The sequence below is a fragment of the Ramlibacter sp. MMS24-I3-19 genome, assembly GCF_050320135.1.
In the GTDB taxonomy this organism is placed as follows: Bacteria; Pseudomonadota; Gammaproteobacteria; order Burkholderiales; family Burkholderiaceae_C; genus Ramlibacter.
This window is the reverse complement of record NZ_CP190017.1, coordinates 2,913,544-2,937,535: the sequence shown is the minus strand read 5'-3', so window position 1 is coordinate 2,937,535 and position 23,992 is coordinate 2,913,544. Positions and strand designations below refer to the sequence as shown.

23 protein-coding genes, 1 tRNA gene and 1 pseudogene are annotated in these 23,992 nt (G+C 67.3%); 7 read left to right on the top strand and 18 right to left on the bottom strand.

Annotated elements, in window-relative coordinates; all coding sequences use genetic code 11:
* Positions 1-2: 2 nt before the first annotated feature.
* Complete coding sequence (locus tag ACPWT1_RS14675) at positions 3-1,685, bottom strand: PHA/PHB synthase family protein (RefSeq protein ID WP_427911892.1); 1,683 nt, start codon at positions 1,683-1,685, stop codon at positions 3-5.
* 83 nt (positions 1,686-1,768) lie between these two features.
* Between ACPWT1_RS14675 and ACPWT1_RS14670 the strand changes: the two genes are divergently transcribed.
* Complete coding sequence (locus ACPWT1_RS14670) at positions 1,769-2,065, top strand: hypothetical protein (protein WP_427915567.1); 297 nt, start codon at positions 1,769-1,771, stop codon at positions 2,063-2,065.
* Here ACPWT1_RS14670 and pgeF read toward each other — a convergent pair.
* From pgeF to ACPWT1_RS14650, 4 genes are all read right to left on the bottom strand, one after another.
* On the bottom strand, positions 1,997-2,764 hold the full coding sequence (gene pgeF, locus ACPWT1_RS14665; protein WP_427911891.1) for a peptidoglycan editing factor PgeF: 768 nt from the start codon (positions 2,762-2,764) through the stop codon (positions 1,997-1,999). The two genes, ACPWT1_RS14670 and pgeF, sit on opposite strands and share 69 nt — an antisense overlap.
* Entirely contained in the window at positions 2,761-3,402 is a 642-nt protein-coding gene (gene maiA, locus ACPWT1_RS14660; RefSeq protein WP_427911890.1) for a maleylacetoacetate isomerase, read from the bottom strand. Before maiA ends, pgeF begins: the two co-directional genes overlap by 4 nt.
* 46 nt (positions 3,403-3,448) lie before the next feature.
* Positions 3,449-4,168: an OmpA family protein gene (locus tag ACPWT1_RS14655; RefSeq protein ID WP_427911889.1), complete on the bottom strand. Its 720-nt coding sequence runs from the start codon at positions 4,166-4,168 to the stop codon at positions 3,449-3,451.
* 93 nt (positions 4,169-4,261) lie between these two features.
* Positions 4,262-4,702: a MarR family winged helix-turn-helix transcriptional regulator gene (locus ACPWT1_RS14650; RefSeq protein ID WP_427911888.1), complete on the bottom strand. Its 441-nt coding sequence runs from the start codon at positions 4,700-4,702 to the stop codon at positions 4,262-4,264.
* Positions 4,703-4,974: 272 nt separating this feature from the next.
* Between ACPWT1_RS14650 and ACPWT1_RS14645 the strand changes: the two genes are divergently transcribed.
* The 5 genes and pseudogenes from ACPWT1_RS14645 to ACPWT1_RS14625 all read left to right on the top strand — a co-directional run bounded on the left by ACPWT1_RS14645 (position 4,975) and on the right by ACPWT1_RS14625 (position 9,900).
* Positions 4,975-6,168 (top strand): 3-hydroxybenzoate 6-monooxygenase, encoded by a 1,194-nt coding sequence (locus ACPWT1_RS14645; protein ID WP_427911887.1) that lies wholly within the window; start codon positions 4,975-4,977, stop codon positions 6,166-6,168.
* Between the two features lie 75 nt (positions 6,169-6,243).
* A complete protein-coding gene (locus ACPWT1_RS14640; RefSeq protein WP_427911886.1) occupies positions 6,244-7,500 on the top strand; it encodes an FAD-dependent oxidoreductase in 1,257 nt (418 codons plus the stop codon).
* 20 nt (positions 7,501-7,520) lie between these two features.
* The gene (gene gtdA / locus ACPWT1_RS14635; protein ID WP_427911885.1) at positions 7,521-8,576 is read left to right on the top strand and encodes a gentisate 1,2-dioxygenase; all 1,056 of its coding nucleotides are present in this window, start codon (positions 7,521-7,523) and stop codon (positions 8,574-8,576) included.
* Positions 8,573-9,269: pseudogene (locus ACPWT1_RS14630) on the top strand (fumarylacetoacetate hydrolase family protein). The gene gtdA and the pseudogene ACPWT1_RS14630 overlap by 4 nt, the downstream one beginning before the upstream one ends.
* A gap of 82 nt (positions 9,270-9,351) precedes the next feature.
* Complete coding sequence (locus ACPWT1_RS14625) at positions 9,352-9,900, top strand: NUDIX hydrolase (RefSeq protein ID WP_427911884.1); 549 nt, start codon at positions 9,352-9,354, stop codon at positions 9,898-9,900.
* Positions 9,901-9,921: 21 nt separating this feature from the next.
* Here ACPWT1_RS14625 and ACPWT1_RS14620 read toward each other — a convergent pair whose 3' ends face one another.
* From ACPWT1_RS14620 to aceA, 13 genes are all read right to left on the bottom strand, one after another.
* Entirely contained in the window at positions 9,922-11,757 is a 1,836-nt protein-coding gene (locus tag ACPWT1_RS14620) for a protein kinase domain-containing protein (protein WP_427915566.1), read from the bottom strand.
* Between the two features lie 17 nt (positions 11,758-11,774).
* Entirely contained in the window at positions 11,775-12,665 is an 891-nt protein-coding gene (locus ACPWT1_RS14615; RefSeq protein ID WP_427911883.1) for an adenylate/guanylate cyclase domain-containing protein, read from the bottom strand.
* 88 nt (positions 12,666-12,753) lie between these two features.
* Positions 12,754-12,830 (bottom strand) — tRNA-Pro (locus tag ACPWT1_RS14610).
* A 25-nt stretch (positions 12,831-12,855) separates the two neighbouring features.
* Entirely contained in the window at positions 12,856-13,308 is a 453-nt protein-coding gene (locus ACPWT1_RS14605; RefSeq protein ID WP_427911882.1) for a MerR family transcriptional regulator, read from the bottom strand.
* Between the two features lie 92 nt (positions 13,309-13,400).
* Positions 13,401-13,736 carry an integration host factor subunit alpha gene (locus tag ACPWT1_RS14600; RefSeq protein WP_427915565.1) on the bottom strand — a complete coding sequence of 112 codons (336 nt, stop codon included), beginning with the start codon at positions 13,734-13,736 and terminating at the stop codon, positions 13,401-13,403.
* 41 nt (positions 13,737-13,777) lie between these two features.
* Positions 13,778-16,195, bottom strand: a complete 2,418-nt coding sequence (gene pheT, locus ACPWT1_RS14595) for a phenylalanine--tRNA ligase subunit beta (RefSeq protein ID WP_427911881.1) — start codon at positions 16,193-16,195, stop codon at positions 13,778-13,780.
* 18 nt (positions 16,196-16,213) lie between these two features.
* On the bottom strand, positions 16,214-17,269 hold the full coding sequence (gene pheS, locus ACPWT1_RS14590) for a phenylalanine--tRNA ligase subunit alpha (RefSeq protein ID WP_427911880.1): 1,056 nt from the start codon (positions 17,267-17,269) through the stop codon (positions 16,214-16,216).
* An 87-nt stretch (positions 17,270-17,356) separates the two neighbouring features.
* Entirely contained in the window at positions 17,357-17,716 is a 360-nt protein-coding gene (gene rplT, locus ACPWT1_RS14585) for a 50S ribosomal protein L20 (RefSeq protein ID WP_427911879.1), read from the bottom strand.
* Positions 17,717-17,740: 24 nt separating this feature from the next.
* Complete coding sequence (gene rpmI / locus ACPWT1_RS14580; protein ID WP_157396404.1) at positions 17,741-17,944, bottom strand: 50S ribosomal protein L35; 204 nt, start codon at positions 17,942-17,944, stop codon at positions 17,741-17,743.
* 174 nt (positions 17,945-18,118) lie between these two features.
* Positions 18,119-18,730, bottom strand: coding sequence for a translation initiation factor IF-3 (infC, locus tag ACPWT1_RS14575; RefSeq protein ID WP_427915564.1), 612 nt, complete (start codon positions 18,728-18,730; stop codon positions 18,119-18,121).
* Between the two features lie 79 nt (positions 18,731-18,809).
* Positions 18,810-20,717 carry a threonine--tRNA ligase gene (gene thrS / locus ACPWT1_RS14570; RefSeq protein WP_427911878.1) on the bottom strand — a complete coding sequence of 636 codons (1,908 nt, stop codon included), beginning with the start codon at positions 20,715-20,717 and terminating at the stop codon, positions 18,810-18,812.
* 188 nt (positions 20,718-20,905) lie between these two features.
* The gene (locus ACPWT1_RS14565) at positions 20,906-21,097 is read right to left on the bottom strand and encodes a hypothetical protein (RefSeq protein ID WP_427911877.1); all 192 of its coding nucleotides are present in this window, start codon (positions 21,095-21,097) and stop codon (positions 20,906-20,908) included.
* A gap of 125 nt (positions 21,098-21,222) precedes the next feature.
* On the bottom strand, positions 21,223-22,527 hold the full coding sequence (aceA, locus tag ACPWT1_RS14560; protein ID WP_427915563.1) for an isocitrate lyase: 1,305 nt from the start codon (positions 22,525-22,527) through the stop codon (positions 21,223-21,225).
* Positions 22,528-22,912: 385 nt separating this feature from the next.
* Here aceA and ACPWT1_RS14555 point away from each other — a divergent pair, with 385 nt between their 5' ends.
* Positions 22,913-23,767, top strand: a complete 855-nt coding sequence (locus tag ACPWT1_RS14555) for a DMT family transporter (protein WP_427911876.1) — start codon at positions 22,913-22,915, stop codon at positions 23,765-23,767.
* Positions 23,768-23,992 lie beyond the last annotated feature (225 nt).

Sequence of the window (23,992 nt, the reverse complement as noted above, 5' to 3'; positions counted from 1 at the left end):
CTTCACGACTTGGCGCGCACGTAGCGGCCCGGCGCGGGTTCGATGGGTTTGTAGGCGGTGCCCTTGCCGAATCGCTTCGGCGCGGGCACCTGCTTGCCGCCCTGCGGGCGCAGCCAGTCGGCCCAGTCGGTCCACCAGCTGCCCGGATGCTCGGTCGCACCCTGCAGCCATTCGGCATGGAGCTTGGGCAGCTTGTCGTTGGTCCAGTACGAGCGCTTCTTCTTGACCGGCGGATTGATCACGCCGGCGATGTGGCCCGAGGCACCCATCACGAAGCGCCGCTTGCCCGGCAGGTGGTTGACGCTCGCATACGCGGCGCCGATCGGAACGATGTGGTCCTCGCGCGAGCCGTACACGTACACCGGCATGTCGATGCTGCGCAGGTCGATCTTCTCGCCGCACACGGTGACCTTGCCCGGCTTGACCAGGTTGTTCTCGAGGTAGGTGTTGCGCAGGTACCAGGCGTACATCGGGCCCGGCAGGTTGGTGGAATCGCTATTCCAGTACAGCAGGTCGAAGGCCGGCGGCGTCTCGCCCTTCAGGTAGTTGCCGACGACGTAGTTCCACACCAGGTCGTTCGGGCGCAGGAAGCTGAAGGTCGACGCAAGCTCCTGGCCCTTGAGCAGGCCGCGGTCGCCCATCTGCATCTCGCGCAGCTTGACGAAGTTCTCGTCGATGAACAGGTCCAGCACGCCGGTGTCGCTGAAGTCGAGCAGCGTGGTGAGGAAGGTGGCGCACTGCACCGGCTTCTCGCCCCGCGCGGCGAGCACCGCGAGCGCCGTGCCGAGCAGGGTGCCGCCGACACAGAACCCCAGCGCGTTGATCTGCCTGGCACCCGTGATGTCCTGCACCACGTCGATGGCCTCCAGCGGACCTTGCGCGACGTAGTCGTCCCAGGTCTTGTCGTGCATCGACTCGTCCGGGTTGCGCCAGCTGACCACGAAGGTGCGGTGCCCCTGGTCGACGAGGAACTTGACCAGCGAGTTCTCCGGCTGCAGGTCGAGGATGTAGAACTTGTTGATGCAAGGCGGCACCACGAGGTACGGCCGCTCGTACACCTTGGCCGTGGTGGGCTTGTATTCGATCAGCTGCATCAGCTCGTTCTCGTAGACCACCGCGCCTTCCGTGGTGGCGACGTTGCGGCCCACCTCGAACTGGCTCTCGTCGGTCATCGACACGTGCCCCTGCTGCATGTCGTTCAGCAGGTTCTGGATGCCCCTGGCGATGCTCTCGCCACGTGTCTCCACGGCCTTGCGCTGAGCCTCGGCATTGAGCGCCAGGAAGTTGCTGGGCGCGGAGGCCGCCATCCACTGCTCCACGGCGAAGCGCAGCCGCGCCTTGGTCTTGGGATCGGTCTCGGCGGCTTCCACCATGCCGAGCAGCGTGCGGCCGTTCAACAGGTACGTGGCCGCAGAAAAGGCAGCGACGGGATTCGTGCCCCAGGCCTCCGACGCGAACCGCTTGTCCCCGGCGGCGACGCCGGCCAGGCCGTGGTTCCACAGCTCCGCGGCTTCCTTCAGGTAAGCCTGCTGCAACGCGGCCAGCTTCTCGGGCGAGAACGTGATCGCTGCACCGGAAGGCAGCGCCGGCGCGATGCCGGCGGCCTGCACCGCCTTGGCCCAGCTATCGCCGAGCGACTGCTGGAACTGCCGCGTTGCGGCGGACCAGTCTGGTTCAGAATGCATCGCGCTTGTCTCCTGACGTTCTTGTCCTGCACCCGCTTTGCAGTATCGCAGCTGCACCGCAATCCAACCTGCTGCCCATTCCCATGTACCTGGTCGTCGTCGCGTGGCTCTACGTGGTGCTGATGATGTCGGTGGCCGAGGCCACCAGCAGCAACGGCACCGTGCTCGGCGCCCTGTTCACCTTCGCGCTCTATGGCCTCGTCCCGATTGCACTGCTGGTGTACATCATGGGAACGCCGGGGCGCAAGCGAGCGATCAAGGCGCGCGAACAAGCCGAGCGCGACGCCCAAAATGCCGCAGCCGCGGCAAGCTCAGCCGAGCCAGCAGGCGGCCGCGAACCGGCCGCTGAGCCGGTCGCGGCGATGCGAAAAGAACCTTGATGGGTTCGAGACGGTGCACCACTCGGCGCTGCCGTCGTTGCCGCTGATGCGCTCGATGCCGAGTGCGTGCAGCCGCTGCCGAGCCAGCGCTGGCAGGTCGGCAAGGAACTTGCCGCCCCTCGTTGCACGGAACGACGAAGCCGCCGCGGCTTCGTGCGCGGTGAACGCCTCGCGCACTTCGGGCCCGACCTCGAAGGCTTCCGGGCCGATGCACGGCCCGAGCCAGGCATGCACGTCCGGGGCTGCAGCGCCCAGCTGGGGACGCATGGCGGACCACAGTGCCTCGATGACGCCGCCGGCGAGGCCGCGCCAGCCGCAATGCGCCGCGCCGACGGCTTGTCCCTTCGCATCCGCGAGCAGCACCGGCAGGCAGTCGGCCACCATGATCGTGCAGGCGACGCCGCGCTCGGTGGTCCAGCAGGCATCGGCCTGGGTGCCGTCGCGCGTGGAACCGTCGAGCCGCACCACGCCGGCCCCGTGCACCTGGGACAGGAACACGGGTCGTGCCTGCAGCACCTGCGCAAAACGTCGGCGGTTCTCGGCCACGCTGGCCGGGTCGTCCTGAACGTGGTCTCCCAGGTTCAGGCTCTCATGCGGGCCCGACGACACGCCGCCCGTGCGCACCGAGCACGCGGCATGCACGCCCTCGCCCACCGGCCACCCGGGCACGAGCCAGTCCGCGGGAAAGCGCTCGGTCAAGCTTCGTTGTCCGGACAGCTGGAGGGCTGCGCCTTCTGGAAGGCCGGATGGCGCATGCAGGCATCGAAGGCGGCCATGGTGCGGTCCAGGCCGGAGAAGTCGACGTCGAAACGCTTGCCGTTGAAGATCTGCGGCACCAGGCAGCAGTCGGCCAGCGTCGGCGTGTCGCCGTAGCAGTACGTGCCGCGCGGCAGCCGCGCCAGTTCACGTTCGAACGCCAGCAGGCCTTCGCGCACCCAGTGCCGGTACCAGGCGGTCTTCGCGTCCTCGTCCACCTTCAAGGTGCGCACGAGGTACTTCAGCACCCGCAGGTTGTTCAGCGGATGGATCTCGCAGGCGATCAGCTGCGCGAGCGCGCGCACCTGCGCGCGGCCGAGGGCATCGCGCGGCAACAGCGGCGGCTGCGGATGCGTCTCGTCGAGGTACTCGATGATGGCCATGGACTGGCCGAGTGCCTGGCCTTCGTCGGTGACCAGCGTCGGCACCAGCATCGAGGGTGACACCTGGGCATAGGCGGACTGGGTGTGTTCGCCCTTGACCAGGTGCACCGGCAGGTACTCGTACGACAGCCCCTTGAGCTCCAGCGCGATGCGGACGCGGAACGATGCCGAGGAGCGGAAGTAGTTGTGCAGCTTCATGCCGCAAGGATAAACCGCGTTCCTCGGCGTGAGCGTCCTCGGTCGGTCAGCGCACCGGCGTCGCCGGGATGCCGGGGCCGGCGGGGGCGCTGTTGCTGGCCACGTCCGCACGTTCGCCGAGGAAGATCTCGACGCGCCGGTTCCGCGCGCGGCCGGCATCCGTGCTGTTGTCGGCGATCGGCTCGTGTTCGCCGCGGCCCGCGGTCACGATGCGGCGCGGGTCGACGCCACGCGCAGCCAGGTAGTCGCGGGCGGCATCGGCGCGACGCTGCGACAGCGGGTCGTTGATGGCGTCCGAGCCGGTGTTGTCGGTGTGGCCGATGATGCGCACCTCCGTGTTCGGCTGGCTCGACAGGCCGGTGGCGAACTGGTCGAGGATTGGCCGCAGGTTCGGCTTGATGTCGGCCCGGCCGGTGTCGAACGAGATGTCGCTGGGGATGTTCAGCTTGAGCTGGTTGTCCGGGGTCTGCGTCACCGCGACGCCGGTGCCGACGGTGGCCCGTTGCATGGCCTGCTTCTTCTGTTCCATGTGCTGCGACCAGACGTAGCCACCCAGCGCACCCAGGCCGGCGCCGATGGCGGCGCCTTTCGCGTCGTGGCCGATCGCCGCACCGGCCAGGCCGCCGACACCTGCACCGATCGCCGTGTTGCGGCCCGTCGGGCTCATCTGCGGCGCCTGCATGTCGGCACAGCCGCTGGCCAGCAGCGCGGCAGCTGCGGTGAGGCCCAGGGCAAGCCGGCGGGGAGTGGAAGATGTGAATCGCATGAGCTGTCCTTTCGCGTTTGCTGATGATTGAACGTGTCAGGAGGGCCGCACGCGGACGGCAGCCGCCGCAGCTCGTTGCAGGACGTGTCCGGCTCAGGCGCTGCCGTTGTGGCCGCGCACGAGCTTGCCGAGCAGCAGGAGGAGCTGCTCCTGCTCGTCGGGCCGCAGCGGGCCAAGGATGCGCCGCTGTGCCCGCGTCACCGCACGCTTCATCGCGGCCGCGGCCTTCTCGCCGTCGCCGGTCACCCACAGGAGCTTGCGGCGCCGGTCCGCCGCGTCGGGTTCCCGCCGGACCCATCCCTTGGCCTCGAGGCGGCCGATCACCGAACCGAAGGTGGCGGCATCGAACGCCACCTTGCCGGCCAGCGTGACCTGGTCCTCGCCGGGGTCCTCGATCAATGCGTTCAGGATGGCGAACTGCACGGGCGTGACGTCGTGCTCGCCGGTCTCTTCCATGAAGACTGCGACTGCCACCTGGTGCGCGCGCCGGATCAGGTGGCCGGGCGCATGCTGGAAGTCGAAGCTCTTGGGCATGGCTCACGAGTGTAGCCAGCGGTGTGATCAACGACCGATTGCGCAGTGCCCCACGCGGGACTATGGTTGTCCGCGTCGATGCTTGAACCGGCGCCCCGCTTCAACAAGGTGTACTAGCCGGAGCAGGTGGTCCAGTACTACCGGGTGGTCTGGGCCGCGGTGGACAAGCAGATCTTCCTCGACCAGTCGCTCGACTGAGGCGGACGGGCCCGATTGCCCCGGCCGCAATTGCTATGTATGCTTAGCAATTCGATCCCAACCGCCCCGCCCGCATGACGTCCTCTCCTTCCCTGCTCGTCGCCGGCGGCGGCATCGGCGGCCTGGCGGCCGCCTACGTGCTGGGCCGCCAGGGCCTGCCCGTGACGGTGCTGGAACAGTCGTCCGCGTTCGGCGAGATCGGCGCCGGAATCCAGCTGGGCCCCAACATCTTCCGGATGTTCGAGTACCTCGGGCTCACGCAGGCGATCCGGGCCGTCGCGTACTTCCCGCCCGGCCTCGCCATGAACGACGTGCGGACCGGCGAGAAGGTGGCGCGCGTGCCGCTCGGCGAAGCCGCCATCGCGGCCTATGGCTTCCCATACGGCGTCATCTACCGTGCCGACCTGCACCAGGTGCTGCTGGATGCCTGCAAGGCGCTGCCGGGCGTGACGCTGCGCACCTCAGCCAAGGTGGAAGGTTTCTCTCAGGACGCTGCCGGCGTGCGCGTGCGGCTGGCCGGGGGCGAGGAGCTGCAAGGTGCGGTGCTGGTCGGCGCCGATGGCCTCTGGAGCCGGGTGCGCGAAGCCATCGTGGGCGATGGCAAGCCGCGCGTCTCGGGCCACATCGCGTATCGCGCGGTGCTGCGGCGCGAGGATGTGCCCGCGCATCTGTGGAGCGACGACGTGCTGCTCTGGGGCGGCGAGAAGACCCACCTCGTGCACTACCCGCTGCGCCGCGGGGAGCTGTTCAACCTGGTCGCCGTCTTCCACAGCAACAAGTACGACGAGGGCTGGAACACGTTCGGCGACACGGCCGAACTGAACGACCGCTTTGCCCGCGCCGTGCCGCAGGTGCGCGAACTGCTCGGCAAGATCGAGACCTGGAAGATGTGGGTGCTGTGCGACCGCGAGCCGGTGGCCAACTGGTCGCAGGACCGGGTCACGCTGCTGGGCGATGCGGCGCACCCGATGCTGCAGTACCTGGCGCAGGGCGCCGGCCAGGCGATCGAAGATGCGGTGGTGCTCGGCGCCGCGATCGGCCACACGGGCGGCGAGTTCGCGCAGGCGTTCCGTCTTTACCAGCAGGCGCGCTACCTGCGCACCGGCCGCGTGCAGCTGACGGCGCGCTTCTACGGCGACATCTACCATGCGAGCGGCGTCGCCCGCGAGCTGCGCAACCGCATGTTCCAGGGTGGGCAGGAATCGGCCGGCTTCGCCGGTCTGGACTGGATGTACCAGGGCATCGATCCGGAGAACTTGTTCCAATGACATTGACCGAACCGGCGCGACAGACCGAGGTGTACGGCGAGTACGACGTGGTCGTGCTCGGCGGGTTCCGCCGGGATGGCCGCCGCAGTGGCAGCCGCTCGCGCGGGCCGCTCCACCCTGCTCGTCGAGCGCTATGGCTTCCTGGGTGGCATGGGCACGGCGGCGGGCGTCACCAACTTCTGCGGCCTGCATGCCAATGTGCACGGGGACATCCGCCGCGTCGTGCACGGCGTGGCCAGCGACCTGCTGGAACGCATCGATCGCCTCGGCGGCCTCAATGCGCCGCACGCGCTGTTCGGCAAGACGGTGGCGCAGGCCTATGACACGGCGGCCTACAAGATCGCTGCCGACGACCTGATGGCCAGTGCCGGCGTGCACCTGCTGTTCCATGCGCTCGGTGCCGGCGTGATCATGGATTCGCCGCGGCGGCTGAAGGCGCTGCTGGTGGAAACCAAGTCCGGACGCCGCGCCATCGTGGGCCGCTGCTTCATCGATGCCTCCGGCGACGGTGACCTCGCCGCATGGGCCGGCGTTCCGTTCGACAAGGGCGATGGCAACGGCAACATGCTCTACCCCTCGACCATGTTCCGCCTCAATGGCATCGATCCCGGGCGCGCCGGCAAGGCATGGGAAGTGATCCCCGGCCTGATGCTGAAGGCCGAGTCCGAGCATCGGTATCGCTTCCCGCGCAAGACGCCGATCGTGCGACCGCAGAAGAGCGGCATCGAGTGGCGCGTCAACCTCACCCAGCTGGCCAATGCGCAAGGCAATGCCATGGACGGCACCGACGCCGACGAACTCACGCAGGCCGAGGTGCTGGGTCGCCGGCAGATCGCCGAGGTGGCTGGCTTCCTGCGTGAGGTGCCCGGCTTCGAGCGCTCGTACATCGTCGACATCGCGCCGCAGGTGGGCATCCGCGAGACGCGCCGGGTGCGCGGGCTCTATCGCTTGACCGAGTCCGACGTGCTGGACTGCGCCAGCTTCGACGACACCATCGGCGTCAACGGCTGGCCGCTCGAGCTGCACATGAAGGGCGACGTCGAGTTCCGCTGGCCCAAGATCCCGGAAAGCCGAGGCTTCAACCACCTGCCCTACCGGATGGTCGTGCCAGAGGGCGCGGACAATCTGTGGGTGGCCGGGCGCTGCGCCTCGATGTCGCACGAAGCCCAGTCGGCGGCGCGCGTGACGGGGATCTGCTTCGTGATGGGCCAGGCGGCCGGCACTGCGGCCGACTTGGCGCTCGCTGGCGGCCGCACGGCGGCCGAAGTCGACACCGCGATCCTGCAGGCCCGCCTGGAGTCGCAGGGCGCCTTCCTCGGCCGCGACGACTGATTGCAAGAAGGAGAGTTGCCATGAATGCGCCTGACGCCACGTTGCATGCGCGCCAGCAGCTGTACCGGGACATGGACCCGCACAACCTCACCCCGCTGTGGGAGGTACTGCATGCGCTGGTGCCACAACGCCCGGCCACGCCCTGCGTGCCCGCGCACTGGCGCTACGAGCAGGTGCGGCCCTTCCTGATGCGGGCCGGCCAGGCGATCACTGCGGAAGAAGCGGTGCGCCGCGTGCTGATCCTGGAGAACCCGGGCCTGCGTGGCCAGTCGGCCGTCACGCAGTCGCTGTACGCGGGGCTGCAGCTGATCCTGCCCGGCGAAGTGGCGCCGGCCCACCGGCACACGCAGAGCGCGCTGCGCTTCATCGTCGAAGGCTCGGGGGCCTACACCTCCGTCGATGGCGAGCGCACGACCATGCGGCCGGGCGACTTCATCATCACGCCCTCGTGGACCTTCCACGACCATGGCAGCGACGCCGATGGTCCCGTGGTGTGGCTGGACGGGCTGGACATCCCGATGATCCGCTTCTTCGATGCCGGCTTCGCCGAGAACGGCACGGCGCGCTCGCAGGAGGTCACGCGTGCGGAGGGCACGAGCCTCGCCCGCTTCGGCCACAACATGGTGCCCGTGCGTCACGAGTCGCCGTTCGGGGCGACGTCGCCGATCTTCAGCTATCCCTACGAGCGCAGCCTCGAAGCCCTGCACCGGCTGGAACGCAATGCGCCCATCGATCCCTGGGACGGCGTGAAGCTGCGCTACGTGAACCCGCTCACCGGCGGCTACCCGATGCCGACCATGGCGACGTTCATGCAGAAGCTGCCGGCCGGCTTCCAGGGGCAAGGCTGGCGGCAGACCGATGGCGCGGTGTATAGCGTGGTCGAGGGCACCGGCACGGTCGACATCGAGTGGGGCGACAAGCGCTGGAGCTTCGAGCTCGCCCCGCGCGATCATTTCGTCGTGCCCTCGTGGCACACTGCCCGCCTCCGCTCACGGTCCGGTTGCGTCCTCTTCAGCTACTCCGACCGGCCCGTGCAGGCGGCGCTGTCCATCCACAAGGAAGAAAGGTTGTCATGAGTTTCGTCATCACCCCGCCCGCGCAGGCTTCGCTGCCCGTCGTCGGTCGCGGCGAGCGCTTCCCGGTGCGCCGCGTCATCTGCGTCGGCCGCAACTACGTCGAACACGCCAAGGAGATGGGCTTCACCGGCCGCGAGCCGCCCTTCTTCTTCTTCAAGCCGGTCCGACACGGTCGTCGCAGTGCCCGCGGGCGAGACGGGCACCATCGCGTACCCGAGCCTCACCAAGGACCTGCACCACGAGATCGAGCTGGTCGCCTGCATCGGCACCGGCGGCAAGAACATCAAGGCCGCCGACGCGCGCAAGCACATCTGGGGCTACGCCGTGGGCCTGGACATGACGCGCCGCGACCTGCAGGGCGAGATGAAGAAGCAGGGCCGCCCCTGGGAGATCGGCAAGTCGTTCGAGCAGTCCGCCCCCACTGGTCCGGTCACGCCGGTCGCGCAGGCAGGCGACATCGAGAACGCCGAGATCTGGCTGCAGGTGAACGGCAAGGATCGCCAGCGCAGCTCGGTGACCAAGTTGATCTGGAACCTCGGCGAGATCATCGAGCACCTCTCCGCCGCCTGGGAACTGGCACCCGGCGACCTGATCTTCACCGGCACGCCCGAAGGCGTGGCCGCCGTGGTCAAGGGCGACACGCTGACGGGCGGCGTCACGGGCTTGCCCGAGCTGCGCGTGCGCATCGGCTGAGCGCCTGAACCTGCGGCCGCACGGCCGCGTTCCATGCACGAGGGCTCCCTGACCGGGAGCCCTTGTTCCTTACACTCGGCGCATGCCCTTTCGCACCCCGATCAAGCATTGCCGCAACTGCGGACAGGGCGTGGTCTACCGCGTCCCCGACGATGGCGACACGCGCGAGCGCGCCGTGTGCCCCGCGTGCGGCACGATCCATTACGAGAACCCCCTGAACGTCGTCGGCACCGTGCCCTACTGGGGCGAGAAGGTGCTGCTGTGCAAGCGGAACATCGAGCCGCGCTGGGGCAAGTGGACGCTTCCGGTCGGGTTCATGGAGCTGGGCGAGACCACCCTCGAGGGCGCCGCGCGCGAGACCGACGAGGAAGCCGGCGCGCAAGTGGAGATGGGTGACCTGCTGAGCGTGATCAGCGTCCCGCGCGTGGGCCAGGTGCACCTGTTCTACCTGGCACGGCTGCTGAGCGACCGGTTCGAACCGGGACACGAAACGCTGGAGGCACGGCTGTTCGGCGAGCACGAGATTCCCTGGGAGGAGATCGCGTTCAAGACCGTGCGCGAGACGCTGCTGCGGTACTTCGACGATCGGCGCCGTGGCAGCTTCGGCGTGCACAACCTGCACGTGACCTGAGGGACGCCCCCCGGGGCCGTATCAGTTGCCGTACTTGCCGGCGTCGCGCAGCTTGGCGTCCTCGCGCAGGCGCACGCACGTGGGGAAATTGGCGTAGCCGGGCTTCTGGCACTCGGAGTACACGCAGTACTGCTTGGCCAGGAACATCTTGTCCTTGCAGGTCACCGCAGGTGGTACCAAGCCACCCACTGCGTGTTCCTCGCCCCCATCGGACGCCTGGGCCACGACCGCGGAGTGCCCTGCAGGAGCAGCCGGCGAGGCAGGACGGTTGCGCGCAGCCGCGTTGGCACTGCGGGATGCGCTCGCAGCCTTGCCGGTGCGAGCCTCACCGGTGCGCGCCGTGCCCACGCCGCCACCTTCCTGCGATGCCGGGCCGGTCGAGACGGGCGCGGCGCGGTCCGCGGTCGTCACCGTTGCTGGCGATGGCGTTTGCGGCGATTGACGGTCCGCGAGCTTGGCAGCCGGCGGGGTGGTCCCCACCACCGGGCCGCCGTTCGACCGCATGGCGCCCCAGATTGCAGCCACTGCAACGACGACCACGGCAACAGCAACACCGCCCAGCGCCCACGGGGTCCTGCCCTTGCGGCGGGCGGGCCGGGCACCTTCGTCATCGTCGGGCTCGTGACGCACGCGCCGAACCGGGATCGCGTCAGCCGTCGTCGCCGGGCGCGCGGTCGGCTCGAGCGGCGCCGGGCTGCTGACGGCCACGTGCACGGGCTCCGTGCGGGTGGCGTCAGGATCGTCGATGACCGGCGACGCGGCCAACGGACGGGTGCGGCCTTGCAGCATCGTCCGGTCCGGGTCGGTCTCGTCGATCAGGCGCTGCAGGCGGCGACGCGCGAGGTCGGCATAGATGCCGCTCGGAAAGCGGATGAGGAAGCCCTCGAGCTCGCGCAGGTCGGTGGTGTCGCGGACGGCGCGCCAGTATTCGAGTTCGAGTTCCTGGCCGATGCCGACCGCACCGGGCAGCGGCATGGTGTCACTGCGCCGCATGGAGTGCATGCCCGGAACGGTGGTGCCGCCGACGGGCAACACCACGCCATCCAGCGCGGCCTGCAACGCCTCGGAGAACTCGCCACCGGTCTGGTAGCGGTCGTTGCGGTTCTTGGCCAGCGCGCGTGCGAACACGGCGTCGACGGCGGCAGGCAGTCCGGGCTTGAGCACGCTGGGCGCCGGCGGCGTGTGGCCGATGACCTGCTGGATGATGGAGAAGTCATTGTCCCCATCGAACGGACGCAGGCCGGTGACCAGCTGGTAGGCTACCACGGCGGCTGAGAACAGGTCGGCGCGCGCGTCGATCTTCTGGCCTTGCACCTGCTCGGGCGCCATGTACTTCAGCGTGCCGATCATGCTGCCCTGCGTGCGCGTGGCCTCGCCGGCGATGCGTGCGACCCCGAAGTCGGTGAGCTTGAGCCGGCCGCCGGGTTCGATCAGCAGGTTGGCCGGCTTGACGTCCCGGTGCACGACCCCCTGGCGGTGCGCGAAATCGAGCGCGGCGAGCAGGTCGGTGATCAGGCGCAGCGCCTGCTGCACGTCGTGGCGGTCGCCGCGATCCAGGTGGCGCTTGAGATCGTCGCCCTCGACGAACTCCATGACCAGGAAAGCGGTGTTGCCGTCGCGGTCGGAGTCGTGGACGGTGACGATGTTGGGGTGCTGCAGCCGCGCGGCGGAGCGCGCCTCGGTGCGGAACCGCTCCTCGTATTCGGCGGCAGCGCCGGGCGCGAGGTCGTCGACCATGATGGTCTTGATGGCCACGCGGCGGTCCAGGTTGGGATCGCGCGCTTCGTAGACGACACCCATCGCGCCCTTGCCGAGCACGCGGACCAGCTCGTAGCGGCCCAGTTTGCGTTGATGCACTTGCTGCAAGGCGCTGCTCAGGCCAAGACGTTGAATTCGACCTGCGGCGGCCGGTCGGCGTCCCGGCCGCAGCCGAGGGTGATGATGCCCTTGCCGACCAGGTAGCACTCGGTGCGGCGCAGCACGATCGGGGCGCTCTGGCCCCCGACGTAGACCCACGTGCCGAAGCTGGACTGGTCGTTCAGGATGAAGTGGCCCCCACGCCATTCGACGGTGGCGTGCACGCGCGAGACGCGCGAGTCCTTGAGGGTGAGCGAGGTCTTGGCATCGCGGCCCAGCGTGATGGGCTTGCCCTGCGGGCCCATGCGCAGGGTCTGCGAGCCGGCAGTGAGATGGAGGTGCGCCTCCGGCGCCGGCTTGAACATGGAAGCGCCCATCATCGTCGCATCCAGGTCACGCTCGGGCTGCCATTGCACCCGATAGACGTCGGTCGTCTCGGATTTCCCACGCAGGTACATGGGGCCGATGCTGCGCAGCTGCTGCCGCTGCCTGGCATCGACGGCGTCGCACACGCGCTGCGTGGTGAGGATCTGCTCGGCTCCGGCGAGATCGGCCAGGCGGGCGGCCGTATTGACGGCATCGCCGTAGCAGTCGCCCTCGATTTCGACGACTTCGCCGGATTCGACGCCCATCTGCATCTGCACGGGGCCACCGTTGCCTCCGGGATACACCGGCGTGTCCTTCAGCCGCTTCTGGATCGCCACGCAGGCGTCGATGGCGTCCCCTTCGACCGGGAACGTGACGAACAGGCCGTCGCCAAGAAGCTTGACGACGCGGCCCTTGTGCTGCTCGAAGGTGCGTGACATGGCCGTCGTCAGCTGGGTGACGAACCGGCCTGCCGTCTCGTCGCCGAGCCGCTCGAAGATGCCGGTGCTTCCCACCAGGTCAGCAAATACAACGGTCGCCATGCGAAGTCCATTGTATGTCCCAGCTCTGCGGGCACAAAGAAGCCGGCGCCCCTTGCGGGGCGCCGGCTGTTGCTTACGAGCGGATTGTTGGTCGGCGTGGCGGGATTCGAACTCGCGACCCCTTGCACCCCATGCAAGTGCGCTACCAGGCTGCGCTACACGCCGAGCCCGCGATTATAGCGCGAGCGCCTCAGTGACTTGCCGACAGCAGGTCGCGAATCTCGAACAGTTCGCGCCGGACCAGCAGCAACTGCTCCGAGACGGCGCTTGCCTCGTCGGGCGGCGGGACGCTGTCGTCGAAATCCTCGAGGGTCGAGTCCTCGACTTCGATCACTTCGACGCCGTCGAGCATCACTTCCCCGGCCTTGCGCTTGTCGCGCTCGAGCTGCACCAGCTCCTGCAGCTTGTTGCGCGCTCCGCTGATCGTGAACCCCTGGTCGTACAGGAGGTCGCGGATGCGCCGGATCATCAGCACCTCGTGGTGCTGGTAGTAGCGGCGGTTGCCGCGCCGCTTCATCGGGCGCAGCTGCGTGAATTCCTGCTCCCAATACCGCAGCACGTGCGGCTTGACGCCGCACAGGTCGCTGACCTCACCGATCGTGAAGTAGCGCTTGGCCGGAATTGAAGGGAGTGCTTTCTCCACTGAAATCAATGTCGTAGGAGAGAAAGCTCCGAGGTTACTCTAAGACCGCAGCAGGCGCAAAGAGGCCAGGGGACAAATGCGACGCGCGAAGGTCAGACCTCGGATTCGCCGTTGCCGTGTCCCTGGATCTGTTCCTTGAGCTTGTGGCTCGCGTGGAAGGTGACCACGCGGCGCGCCTGGATCGGGATCGCCTCGCCGGTGCGCGGATTCCGGCCGGGGCGTGGCGCCTTGGTGCGGATCTGGAAATTGCCGAAGCCCGAGATCTTGACGTCCTTGCCTTCGACCAGGCTGCCGGCGATGAGGTCGAAGAAGGCGTCGATCATGTCCTTGGACTCGCGCTTGTTCAGGCCGATCTGCTCGAACAGGAGTTCCGCCAGTTGCGCCTTGGTCAGCGCGGGCGTCTCCAGGCTTTCCACGGTGAACTCCATCGCGCCCTCGTCCTTCGTTGTTGTTGTCAGCATCGGCCTCCTCAAGCACGCAGCCGTGCGCCAAGGCGCTGTTGCAGCATGGACACCACGGCTGCCACCGCCGCCTCGATCTGCGGGTCGGTCAGTGTGGCTTCGGGGTCGGCGAGCGTCAAGCGAACCGCCATGCTCTTGTCCCCCGCAGCCATGCCGGCCGTCGCCTGCTTCGGCTTGTACACGTCGAACAGGAATGCGTCGCGCAGCAGGCCGCCGGTGTCCGAAGCCCGGATGGCTGCCAGCAATTGCGCATGCGTGACGTGATCGGGGACGATGACCGCCAGATCGCGCTCGGCCGGCTGGAAGCGTGGCACCGGCTCGAATGCCGGGATCTCGCGCGACAGCACGGCATCGAGATCGAGCTCGAACAGCATCGGCGCCTGCGCCAGTTCCCAGGCCTGGCGCCACCGCGGATGCAGCTCGCCGACGAACCCGATGGCGCGGCCCTCCAGGTGCACGCTGGCGCAGCGACCCGGGTGCATGGCCGGATGGCTGGCCCGCTCGAACACCGCACGCGCGGGCGCCAACAGGGCCTCGACGTCGCCCTTGATGTCGTAGAAGTCGACGGGTGCGCCCTTGCGGCTCCACTGCAACCCGTCGCCTTCTCCGTAGACCAGCCCGGCGACCCGCATTGGCTGGCGGACGCCGCGCACGCTGGTGTCGGTCGTCGCAACAGATGCATCGCGCAGGAACACACGCCCGACCTCGAACACGCGCACGCGCTCTGCCTTGCGGTCCAGGTTGAAGCGCAGTACATGCAGCAGCGAACCGAGCAACGACGAGCGCATCACGCCCATCTGGCTGGCGATCGGGTTGAGCAGCCGGATCGGATCCGCGTTGCCGGCGAGTTCGCGCTCCCAGCGCTCCTCGACGAAGCTGAAATTGATCGTCTCCTGGAACCCCAGGGCGGCGAGTTGGCGGCGCAACGCGAACCGCGAACGGCGCGATTCGGGCGGCAGCTTGGCTGTGATCGGGGCCAGCGGCGGCGTGGTGGGCAGGTTCTGGTAGCCGATCAGGCGCGCCACCTCTTCCACCAGGTCTTCCTCGATCGCGAGATCGAACCGCGAAGGCGGGGGCGTGACCACGATGGTCTCGCCTTGCGCACGCGCGGGCAGGCCGAGACGCTGGAACGCCTGCAGACACTGCGTCGCCGTGACCGGCATGCCGATCACCTTGGCGGCACGAGCGACGCGCAGCGTGACCGGTTTTGCCTCGGGCAGCTTGACGACCTGGTCGTCCATCGGACCCGCCTCGCCGCCGCAGATGTCCACGATCAGGCGGGTGATGTGCTCGATGTGTTCGACGGTCAGGCTCGGATCGACGCCACGCTCGAAGCGGTGGCCGGCGTCCGTGGAGAAGTTGTAGCGCCGCGAGCGGCCCTGGACCGCCTGGGGCCACCAGAAGGCGGCTTCGACGTAGACATTCCGGGTGGCGTCCGACACGGCCGTGGCGTCGCCGCCCATGATGCCGGCGAGCGACTCCACCTGCACGTCGTCGGCGATGACACCGACCTTGTCGTCGACCGTGATCGTGGTGCCATTGAGCAGCTTCAGCTGCTCGCCGGCGCGGCCCCAGCGCACGTCCAGTCCGCCGTGGATCTTGTCCAGGTCGAAGATGTGCGATGGCCGGCCGAACTCGAACATCACGTAGTTGGAGATGTCGACCAGGGCCGTGACGCTGCGCTGGCCGCATCGCGCCAGGCGGTCCACCATCCATTGCGGCGTCTTCGCCGTCGTGTCCACGTTGCGAACGATGCGGCCCGAAAAGCGGCCGCACAGGTCGGGAGCACTCACCCTGACGGGCAGCTTTGCATCGTGGGTGGGACGCACCGGCTCGAACGTCGGCGCCTTCAATGGCGTTCCGGTGAGTGCCGAGAGTTCGCGGGCCACGCCATACACGCTGAGCGCGTGCGCGAGGTTCGGCGTGAGCTTCAGCGTGAAGACATGGTCGTCGAGCTGGAGGGTCGCGCGAATGTCCGCGCCGACCTTCACGTCGGCCGCCAACTCGAGCAGCCCGCCGTGGTCGTCGCTCAGCTGCAACTCGCGCGCTGAGCACAGCATGCCCTGGCTCTCGACGCCGCGCAGCTTGCCCAGCTTGATCTGGAACGGCTTGCCGTCCTCGCCAGGTGGCAGTTCAGCACCGACGAGAGCCGTGGGCACCTTGATGCCAGGGCGGGCGTTGGGCGCGCCGCAGACGATGTTGAGAAGCGCGCCCTGCCCCACGTCGACCTGGCACACGCGCAGGCGGTCGGCGTTCGGGTGCTGGACAGCCTCCTTGATCTCGCCCACGACCACCTTGGTGAACGGGGGCGCGACGGGACGCAGGTCCTCGACTTCGAGCCCACCCATGGTGAGGGTGTCGGCGATCTGTTGCGTGGACAGCGGCGGGTTGCAGAACTCGCGCAGCCAGGACTCTGGAAATTGCATGGTGTCGGCGTGCGTGGGTTAGCGGAACTGGCGCAGGAAGCGGACGTCGCCCTCGAAGAAGAGGCGCAGGTCGTTGACGCCGTACCGCAGCATGGTCAGGCGGTCGGGCCCCATGCCGAAGGCGAAGCCGATGTACTTCTCCGGATCGAGGCCCATGTTGCGCACCACGGCCGGGTGCACCTGGCCCGAGCCCGCGACTTCGAGCCACTTGCCCGCGAGCGGTCCGCTCTGGAACTGGATGTCGATCTCGGCGCTGGGCTCGGTGAACGGAAAGAAGCTGGGACGGAAGCGCAACGCCAGGTCATCGCTTTCGAAGAACGTGCGGCAGAAGTCGGTGAAGACGACCTTCAGGTCCTTGAAGCTCACGTTCTCGCCCAGCCACAGGCCCTCGCACTGATGGAACATGGGCGAGTGCGTGGCGTCGCTGTCGACACGGTAGGTGCGGCCCGGCGCGATCACGCGGATCTCGGGCAGCGGCTGGCCTGCCTTCACCGCATCGGCGAACTTCTTGATGTGCTGGTGGGCATAGCGCACCTGCATCGGGCTGGTGTGCGGCCGCAGGTTGTAGTGGATGCCGTCCTCGCCCTGGATGTCGACGTAGAAGGTGTCCTGCATCGAACGCGCCGGGTGGTTGGGCGGGTTGTTCAGCGACGTGAAGCTGTGCCAGTCGCTCTCGATCTCGGGACCGTCGGCGACATCGAAGCCCATGCTCGCGAAGATCAGCTCGATGCGCTCCATGGTCAGCGTCACCGGATGCAGGCCGCCCGGCTCGCGGGCACGCCCGGGCAGTGTGACATCGAGTGCCTCGGCATGCAGCTGCTGCTCGAGTTCGGCTTCGGCCAGCGCCTGCCGCCTTGCCGCGAGCGCCGCCTCGATCGCCTGCTTGGCCACGTTGATGGCAGCGCCGCGGCTCTTCTTCTCCTCGACGGAGAGCGCGGCCAGGCCCTTCATCAGCTCCGTGATGCGGCCGGCCTTGCCGGTGAACTGCGCCTTGGCGTTCTCGAGGTCTGCCGGGCTGCTCGCCGCGGCGAAGGCTTGACGCGCGGCGTCGACGATGGGGTCCAGATCATTCATGCGAAAAAACAGGGCTAGTGCCTGCCAGCCCTAGCCCTGTTCCAATGGGTTGCACCGGACGCGCCGCAAGGCGCGCCCACCGTGAACTCAAGCAGCCAGCTTGGCCTTGACTTGCTCCACGATGCCGGCAAAAGCCGCGGGGTCGTGCACGGCGATATCGGCGAGGACCTTGCGGTCGATGTCGATGCCGGCCTTGCGGATGCCGTTGGCGAACTGGCTGTAGGTCAGGCCGTTGGAGCGCGCCGCGGCGTTGATGCGGGCGATCCAGAGCTGGCGGAAGACGCGTTTCTTGGCACGGCGGTCGCGGTAGGCGTACTGCCCCGCCTTCATCACCGCTTCTTTGGCGATGCGGAAGACGTTGCCGCGGCGGCCGCGGAAGCCCTTGGCGAGGGCGAGGACCTTCTTGTGACGGGCGCGAGCCGTGACACCACGTTTGACGCGAGGCATGTGTGTTCTCCTTCTTCGTCTGCGTTAGATGCCGGCGAACGGCAGCATTTGCGCCATGTGACCCATGTTGGTCTCATGGACGGCCACGGCGCCGCGCAGGTGCCGCTTGTTCTTGGTGGACTTCTTGGTCAGGATGTGACGCTTGAAGGCCTGACCGCGCTTGACGGTACCGCCGGGACGGACGCGAAAGCGCTTCTTGGCGCCGCTCTTGGTCTTCATCTTGGGCATGTGACTGCCTCCTTCTTCATCTCGTGCTCGTGAGGCGCCGCGAATCCTTCGCGTCTTGATGGCCCCGAGCCACTTGTGTGGCGAGTGATTAGCTCGCCACTTGTCGAGGCAAGGCCGAAGCCTTCCCTCACCGGTCCGCACCGGCGACCAACCTGTACGGACCGAGAACTCCTCTTACGCCGTGGTCGCGCCAGCGGCCTCGGCGGCCGGCTTCGCCTGGGCGGCGCTCGGCTTCTTGCGGCTCGGCGCGATCATCATGATCATCTGCCGGCCCTCGAGCTTGGGGAACTGCTCCACCAGGATGGTGTCGCCCAGCTCGTCGCGGATGCGGTTCAACAGCGCCATCCCGATCTCCTGGTGCGTGATCTCGCGGCCACGGAATCGCAGCGTGATCTTGCACTTGTCCCCCTCGGCAAGAAAGCGCCGGATGTTGCGCATCTTGATGTTGTAGTCACCGTCGTCGGTGCCCGGGCGGAACTTGATCTCCTTGATCTCGATGACCGTCTGCTTCGACTTCGCCTCGGCCGCCTTCTTCTGTTCCTGGTATTTGAACTTGCCGTAGTCCATCAGTCGGCACACGGGCGGGTTCGCAGTCGCGGCGATCTCGACAAGATCGACGTCGAGTTCGCCGGCCATGCGCAGGGCTTCCTGCAGGCTGACGATGCCCAGCGGCTCGTTCTCCGGGCCGGAGAGTCGGACTTCCGGGGCCATGATTTCCCGGTTCAGGCGGTGCTTGCGTTCCTCGCGGTGGCGGCGGTCGCGAAAGTCAGTAGCGATGGTCTCGATCCTTCAATATCTAGGGCTACTTCAGCAGTAGCGAAAACCGTCGCGAATGCGCGCGGCGAGCGGACTTCCTGGGGGGAGTTCAGCGCTTGCTGGCGATGTCGTCGGCGATCCTTGCGGAGAACGCCTCCAGGGACATCACGCCGAGGTCCTGGTTGCCCCGGGCGCGCACTGCGACGGCACCTGCCGCCCTTTCCTTGTCGCCCACGACCAGGATGTAGGGCAGCTTTTGCATCGAATGCTCCCGTATTTTATACGTGATTTTCTCGTTGCGCTCATCCAGCTCGACCCTAAGCCCTTGATTTTGCAGAGCTTTGACCACCTGCCGGGCGTAGTCGGCCTGCGCGTCGGTGATGTTGAGGACCGCCACCTGCACCGGCGCGAGCCAGGCCGGCAGCGCGCCCGCGTGGTGTTCGACCAGCATGCCGATGAACCGCTCGAGGCTGCCGACGATGGCGCGATGGAGCATCACGGGGTGCGCACGACCGCTGGTTTCCGTGACGTACTCCGCGCCCAGGCGCTCGGCCGTGTTGAAGTCGACCTGCATCGTTCCGCACTGCCATTGGCGGCCGAGCGCGTCCTTCAGCGTGTATTCGATCTTCGGGCCGTAGAAGGCGCCGTCGCCGGGCGACACCACGAACTCGACGCCGGAGCGCCGCAGCGCCTCCATGCAGGCATGTTCGGCCTTGTCCCAGAGCGCATCCGAGCCGACCCGGTTGTCGGGCCGCGTGGCGACCTTGTAGAGGATGTCGGTGAAGCCGAAATCCTTGTAGACCTTCTGCAGCTGCGTCGTGTAGGCGACGCACTCCTCGAGGATGTGGTCCTCGGTGACGAAGGCGTGACCGTCATCCTGCGTGAAGCCGCGCACGCGCATGATCCCGTGCAGCGCGCCCGAGGGCTCGTTGCGATGGCACTGGCCGAACTCGCCGTACCGGATCGGCAGGTCCTTGTAGCTGCGCAGCTGCGACTTGAAGATCAGCACGTGGCCCGGACAGTTCATCGGCTTGAGGGCGTAGTCGCGCTTCTCGCTCTCCGTCGTGAACATGTTCTCGCGGTAGTTCTGCCAGTGGCCGGTCTTCTCCCACAGGCTCTTGTCCAGGATCTGCGGACCCTTGACCTCCTGGTAACCCGTGTCCTTGTAGACCTGCCGCATGTACTGCTCGACAACCTGCCAGATCGACCACCCCTTGGGATGCCAGAACACCACGCCAGGCGCCACGTCGTCGATGTGGAACAGGTCCAGCTCGCGCCCCAGCTTGCGGTGGTCGCGCTTCTCGGCCTCCTCCAGCATCGTGAGGTACTGCTGCAGGTCTTCCTTGCTGGCCCAGGCCGTGCCGTAGATGCGTTGCAGCATCTCGTTGCGGTGGTCGCCACGCCAGTAGGCGCCGGCCACCTTCATCAGCTTGAAGTGACGAAGCTTGCCCGTGCTGGGCACGTGCGGGCCGCGGCACAGGTCCTCGAACCCGCCCTCGCGGTACAGCGAGACGTCCTCGTTCTGCGGGATGCTGGCGATGATCTCGGCCTTGTAGGCCTCGCCGATGCCCTTGAAGTACTCGACCGCCGCGTCGCGCGGCAGCACGCGACGCTCGACCTTCTCGTCCTTCGCCGCCAGCTCGGCCATGCGCTTCTCGATCGCGGCCAGGTCCTCGGGCGTGAACGGCCGCTTGTACGAGAAGTCGTAGTAGAAGCCGTTCTCGATCACCGGGCCGATGGTCACCTGTGCGTCGGGGAACAGCTCCTTGACGGCGTACGCGAGCAGGTGCGCCGTGGAGTGGCGAATCACGTCCAGGCCGTCGGCGTCCTTGGCCGTGACGATCGCCACGTGGGCGTCGCGATCGACCGTGTGCGAGAGATCGACGACCTTGCCGTCGACCTTGCCGGCCAGGGCAGCCTTGGCAAGCCCGGCGCCGATGGACGCGGCCACGTCGGCCACCTTCACGGGTGCGGGGAATTCACGGCGCGAGCCGTCGGGAAGCGTGATGGAAATCATGGGTCCAAACTCCAGCGGGACAAACGAAAAAGCGCGGCCCGTAGCCGCGCTCTTGCTGGACCCTGAAAGTGTCAGATCGAGGGACGCGCGACTACGCCGGCCACTAGCGGGCCGTTCCTTGCGGAGTAGTTCGCGGTGTCATAACCGATGCTGCCTTTCTCGCCCTTGTCGGTGGAAACCGGCTGATTCTACCGCGCCGGCGTCCAGCCCGAGCCGTTGCAACGCTGGCACGGCGTGATGACGGTCTGCTTCTCGACCTCGAAGTCCTCGTTGATGTTCTCGCTGTCGATGCGCAGTTCGCCCGTGCCGCTGCATTCCGGACAGCGGCCCTGCTGCAGGATGCGCGTATCGAACGAGCCGGTCCTGTCGCTGTCATCCATGGCGTCTCCCGTTGTGGTCGGTGGACTCACTCTAGTTCCAAGCCCATCAAAGGACAACGACCCGGAACTGCCGGGCGTTGCGCGATAGCGGCGGATCGGCCGGAAAGGTCGACCCAGCGCCGCGTTCAGGCCACCTTCCTGTCGAAGAACTGCTCGTCCTCCGTCGATCCCTTCAGGGCCGCGGTGGACGCATTGGCCTCGATGGTCGTCGTCACCGCGTCGAAGTAGCCCGTGCCGACCTCGCGCTGGTGCTTCACCGCGGTGAAGCCCTTGTCGGCGGCGGCGAACTCCTTCTGCTGCAGCTCGACGAACGCGCTCATGTTGTTGCGCGCGTAGCCATGCGCCAGCTCGAACATCGAGTAGTTCAGGCTGTGGAAGCCCGCGAGCGTGATGAACTGGAACTTGTAGCCCATCGCGCCCAGTTCCTTCTGGAACTTGGCGATGGTCGCGTCGTCCAGGTTCTTCTTCCAGTTGAATGACGGCGAGCAGTTGTAGGCCAGCAGCTTGCCGGGAAACTTCGCATGGATCGCGTCGGCGAAGTCCTTGGCGAACTTCAGGTCCGGGGTGCCGGTCTCGCACCAGATCAGGTCCGCGTACTGGGCGTAGGCGAGACCGCGGCTCACCGCCTGGTCCAGCCCCTTGCGCGAGCGGAAGAAGCCTTCGACGGTGCGCTCGCCCGTGAGGAAGGGCTTGTCGTTGGCATCGACGTCCGTGGTCACCAGGTCGGCGGCCTCGGCATCGGTGCGGGCCAGCAGGATGGTCGGCGTGCCCATGACGTCGGCCGCCAGGCGCGCGGCCACCAGCTTGGCGACCGCCTCGCGGGTGGGCACCAGCACCTTGCCGCCCATGTGGCCGCACTTCTTGACCGAGGCCAGCTGATCCTCGAAGTGCACGCCGGCGGCGCCCGCCTCGATCATGGCCTTCATCAGCTCGAAGGCGTTGAGCACGCCCCCGAAACCGGCTTCCGCGTCGGCCACGATCGGCGCGAAGTAGTCGACGTAGCCGTCGTCGCCCATGGCCTTGCCCTCGCTCCACTGGATCTGGTCGGCTCGCTGGAAGGTGGCGTTGATCTTCTTCACGACCTTGGGCACCGAGTCCACCGAGTACAGCGATTGGTCCGGGTACATCTCGCCGTTGCTGTTGGCATCGCCGGCGACCTGCCACCCGGAGAGATAGATCGCCTTCAGGTCGGCCTTGACCTGCTGCATCGCCTGGTTGCCGGTGAGCGCGCCCAGCGTGTTGACGAAAGGCTCGGTGTTGATCAGGGTCCAGAGCTTCTCGGCACCGCGCCTTGCCAGCGTGTGCTCGATCTGCAGCGAGCCGCGCAAGCGCACCACGTCGGCGGCGCTGTAGCCGCGCTCGATGCCCTTCCAGCGCGGGTTCTCCGCCCAGTCTTTCTCCAGTTGCGCAATCTGCTGCTCGCGGCTCAGGTGGGTCCAGTTGCTCATGGTTTGCTGCTCCTAGGTCGATGTGGAAACCGGTGGATGCGCGGTGCACCCGTGGCATCAACTCTAGGTCGCACACGCAGCCTAAAGCGTCTCTTCTGTCTTATACAAGAGGAAAAATTTATCCTTCAAGATCATCAACTTACTCTTGGCATTTCGAAATACGGGATCTGAACTCCCATAATGAGAAAAAATGACGCGGCGCAGCATGGGCGAATTCCGTGATGCAAAACGCCTTTGCATTGAGACGAAATCAGCAGCGCCCGTGCGCGCACCCGCCTCGGGCAAGATGCGCGCTCCGCCCGATCCGTGCCGTCGCGTGCAGCGCCCTCTCTCCCCTGCCTTGGCCTGTGCCTGCCTCGCCCTGAGCATGACCCTTGTGGGGAGCTACGTGGCCCTGTCGCGGCCCCTGGTGGCCGCACTGCCCGTGTTCCTGCTCGCCTGGTTGCGGTTCGCGATCGGCGCCGTGGCCACGCTGCATTGGCTGCGACGCCCGCCGCGCGAAGCACCACTGACACCGGGCACCCACCGCCTGCTGTTTCTGGAATCGCTGCTCGGCAATTTCCTGTTCTCGATCTGCATGCTGTTCGGCGTCAGCATGACGAGCGCGGTGTCGGCCGGCGTGATCATGGCCGCCATCCCGGCCGTCGTCGCCGTGCTGAGCTGGTCGTTCCTGCGCGAACGGGTCGCGCCCCGCGTGTGGGGCGCGGTCGCATGCGCCGCAGCGGGCATGGCACTGCTCGCGACGGGCAGGGCCGACCGCGCAGCCAGCGGCAGCATCCTGCTCGGCAACCTGCTCGTGTTCGGCGCGGTGGTCTGCGAGGCCGCCTACGCCACCATCGGCAAGCGCCTCGCCGGCGTGCTGGGGCCTCGCCGCATCACGGCGCTGGTGAACCTCTGGGGCCTCGTGTTGATGACGCCGCTCGGTCTCTGGCAGGCCTGGGGCTTCGACTTCGCCGACGTCAGTGCGGGCACCTGGCTGCTGCTGCTGTTCTACGCATGGGCCGCCAGCGTCTGGAGCGTCTGGTTATGGATGACGGGACTGCGCCACCTGCCGGCTTCGCTGGCAGGCGTGTTCACCGTGATGCTGCCCGTGTCGGCCACGGTCGTCGGCGTGCTGGTGCTCGGTGAACATTTCGGCGGACTGCAGGCGCTCGCGTTCGCGCTGGCGCTGGCCGGAGTCCTCCTGGCGACGCTGCCAGCCTCTGCGCGTGCCGCCGAATGAGCGCGTCCAATGAGCCCGTCGAAGTGCGCACTGGCCGCGCAGGCGCATGCGGGAGGTGCCGCAGAGGGCGTTTTCACTGGGAAACCCGCATAGAAAAAAGCAACACGCCACTCGCAAAAATGCGCCGTTCCCCTTGGAAACGCGTTTCTTTCCCTTTAGCATCCGCTCTGCCAGTGGCAAAGCGCTGTTTCCATTGGTGATCCGTCAACTTCTAGAAGGAATTCG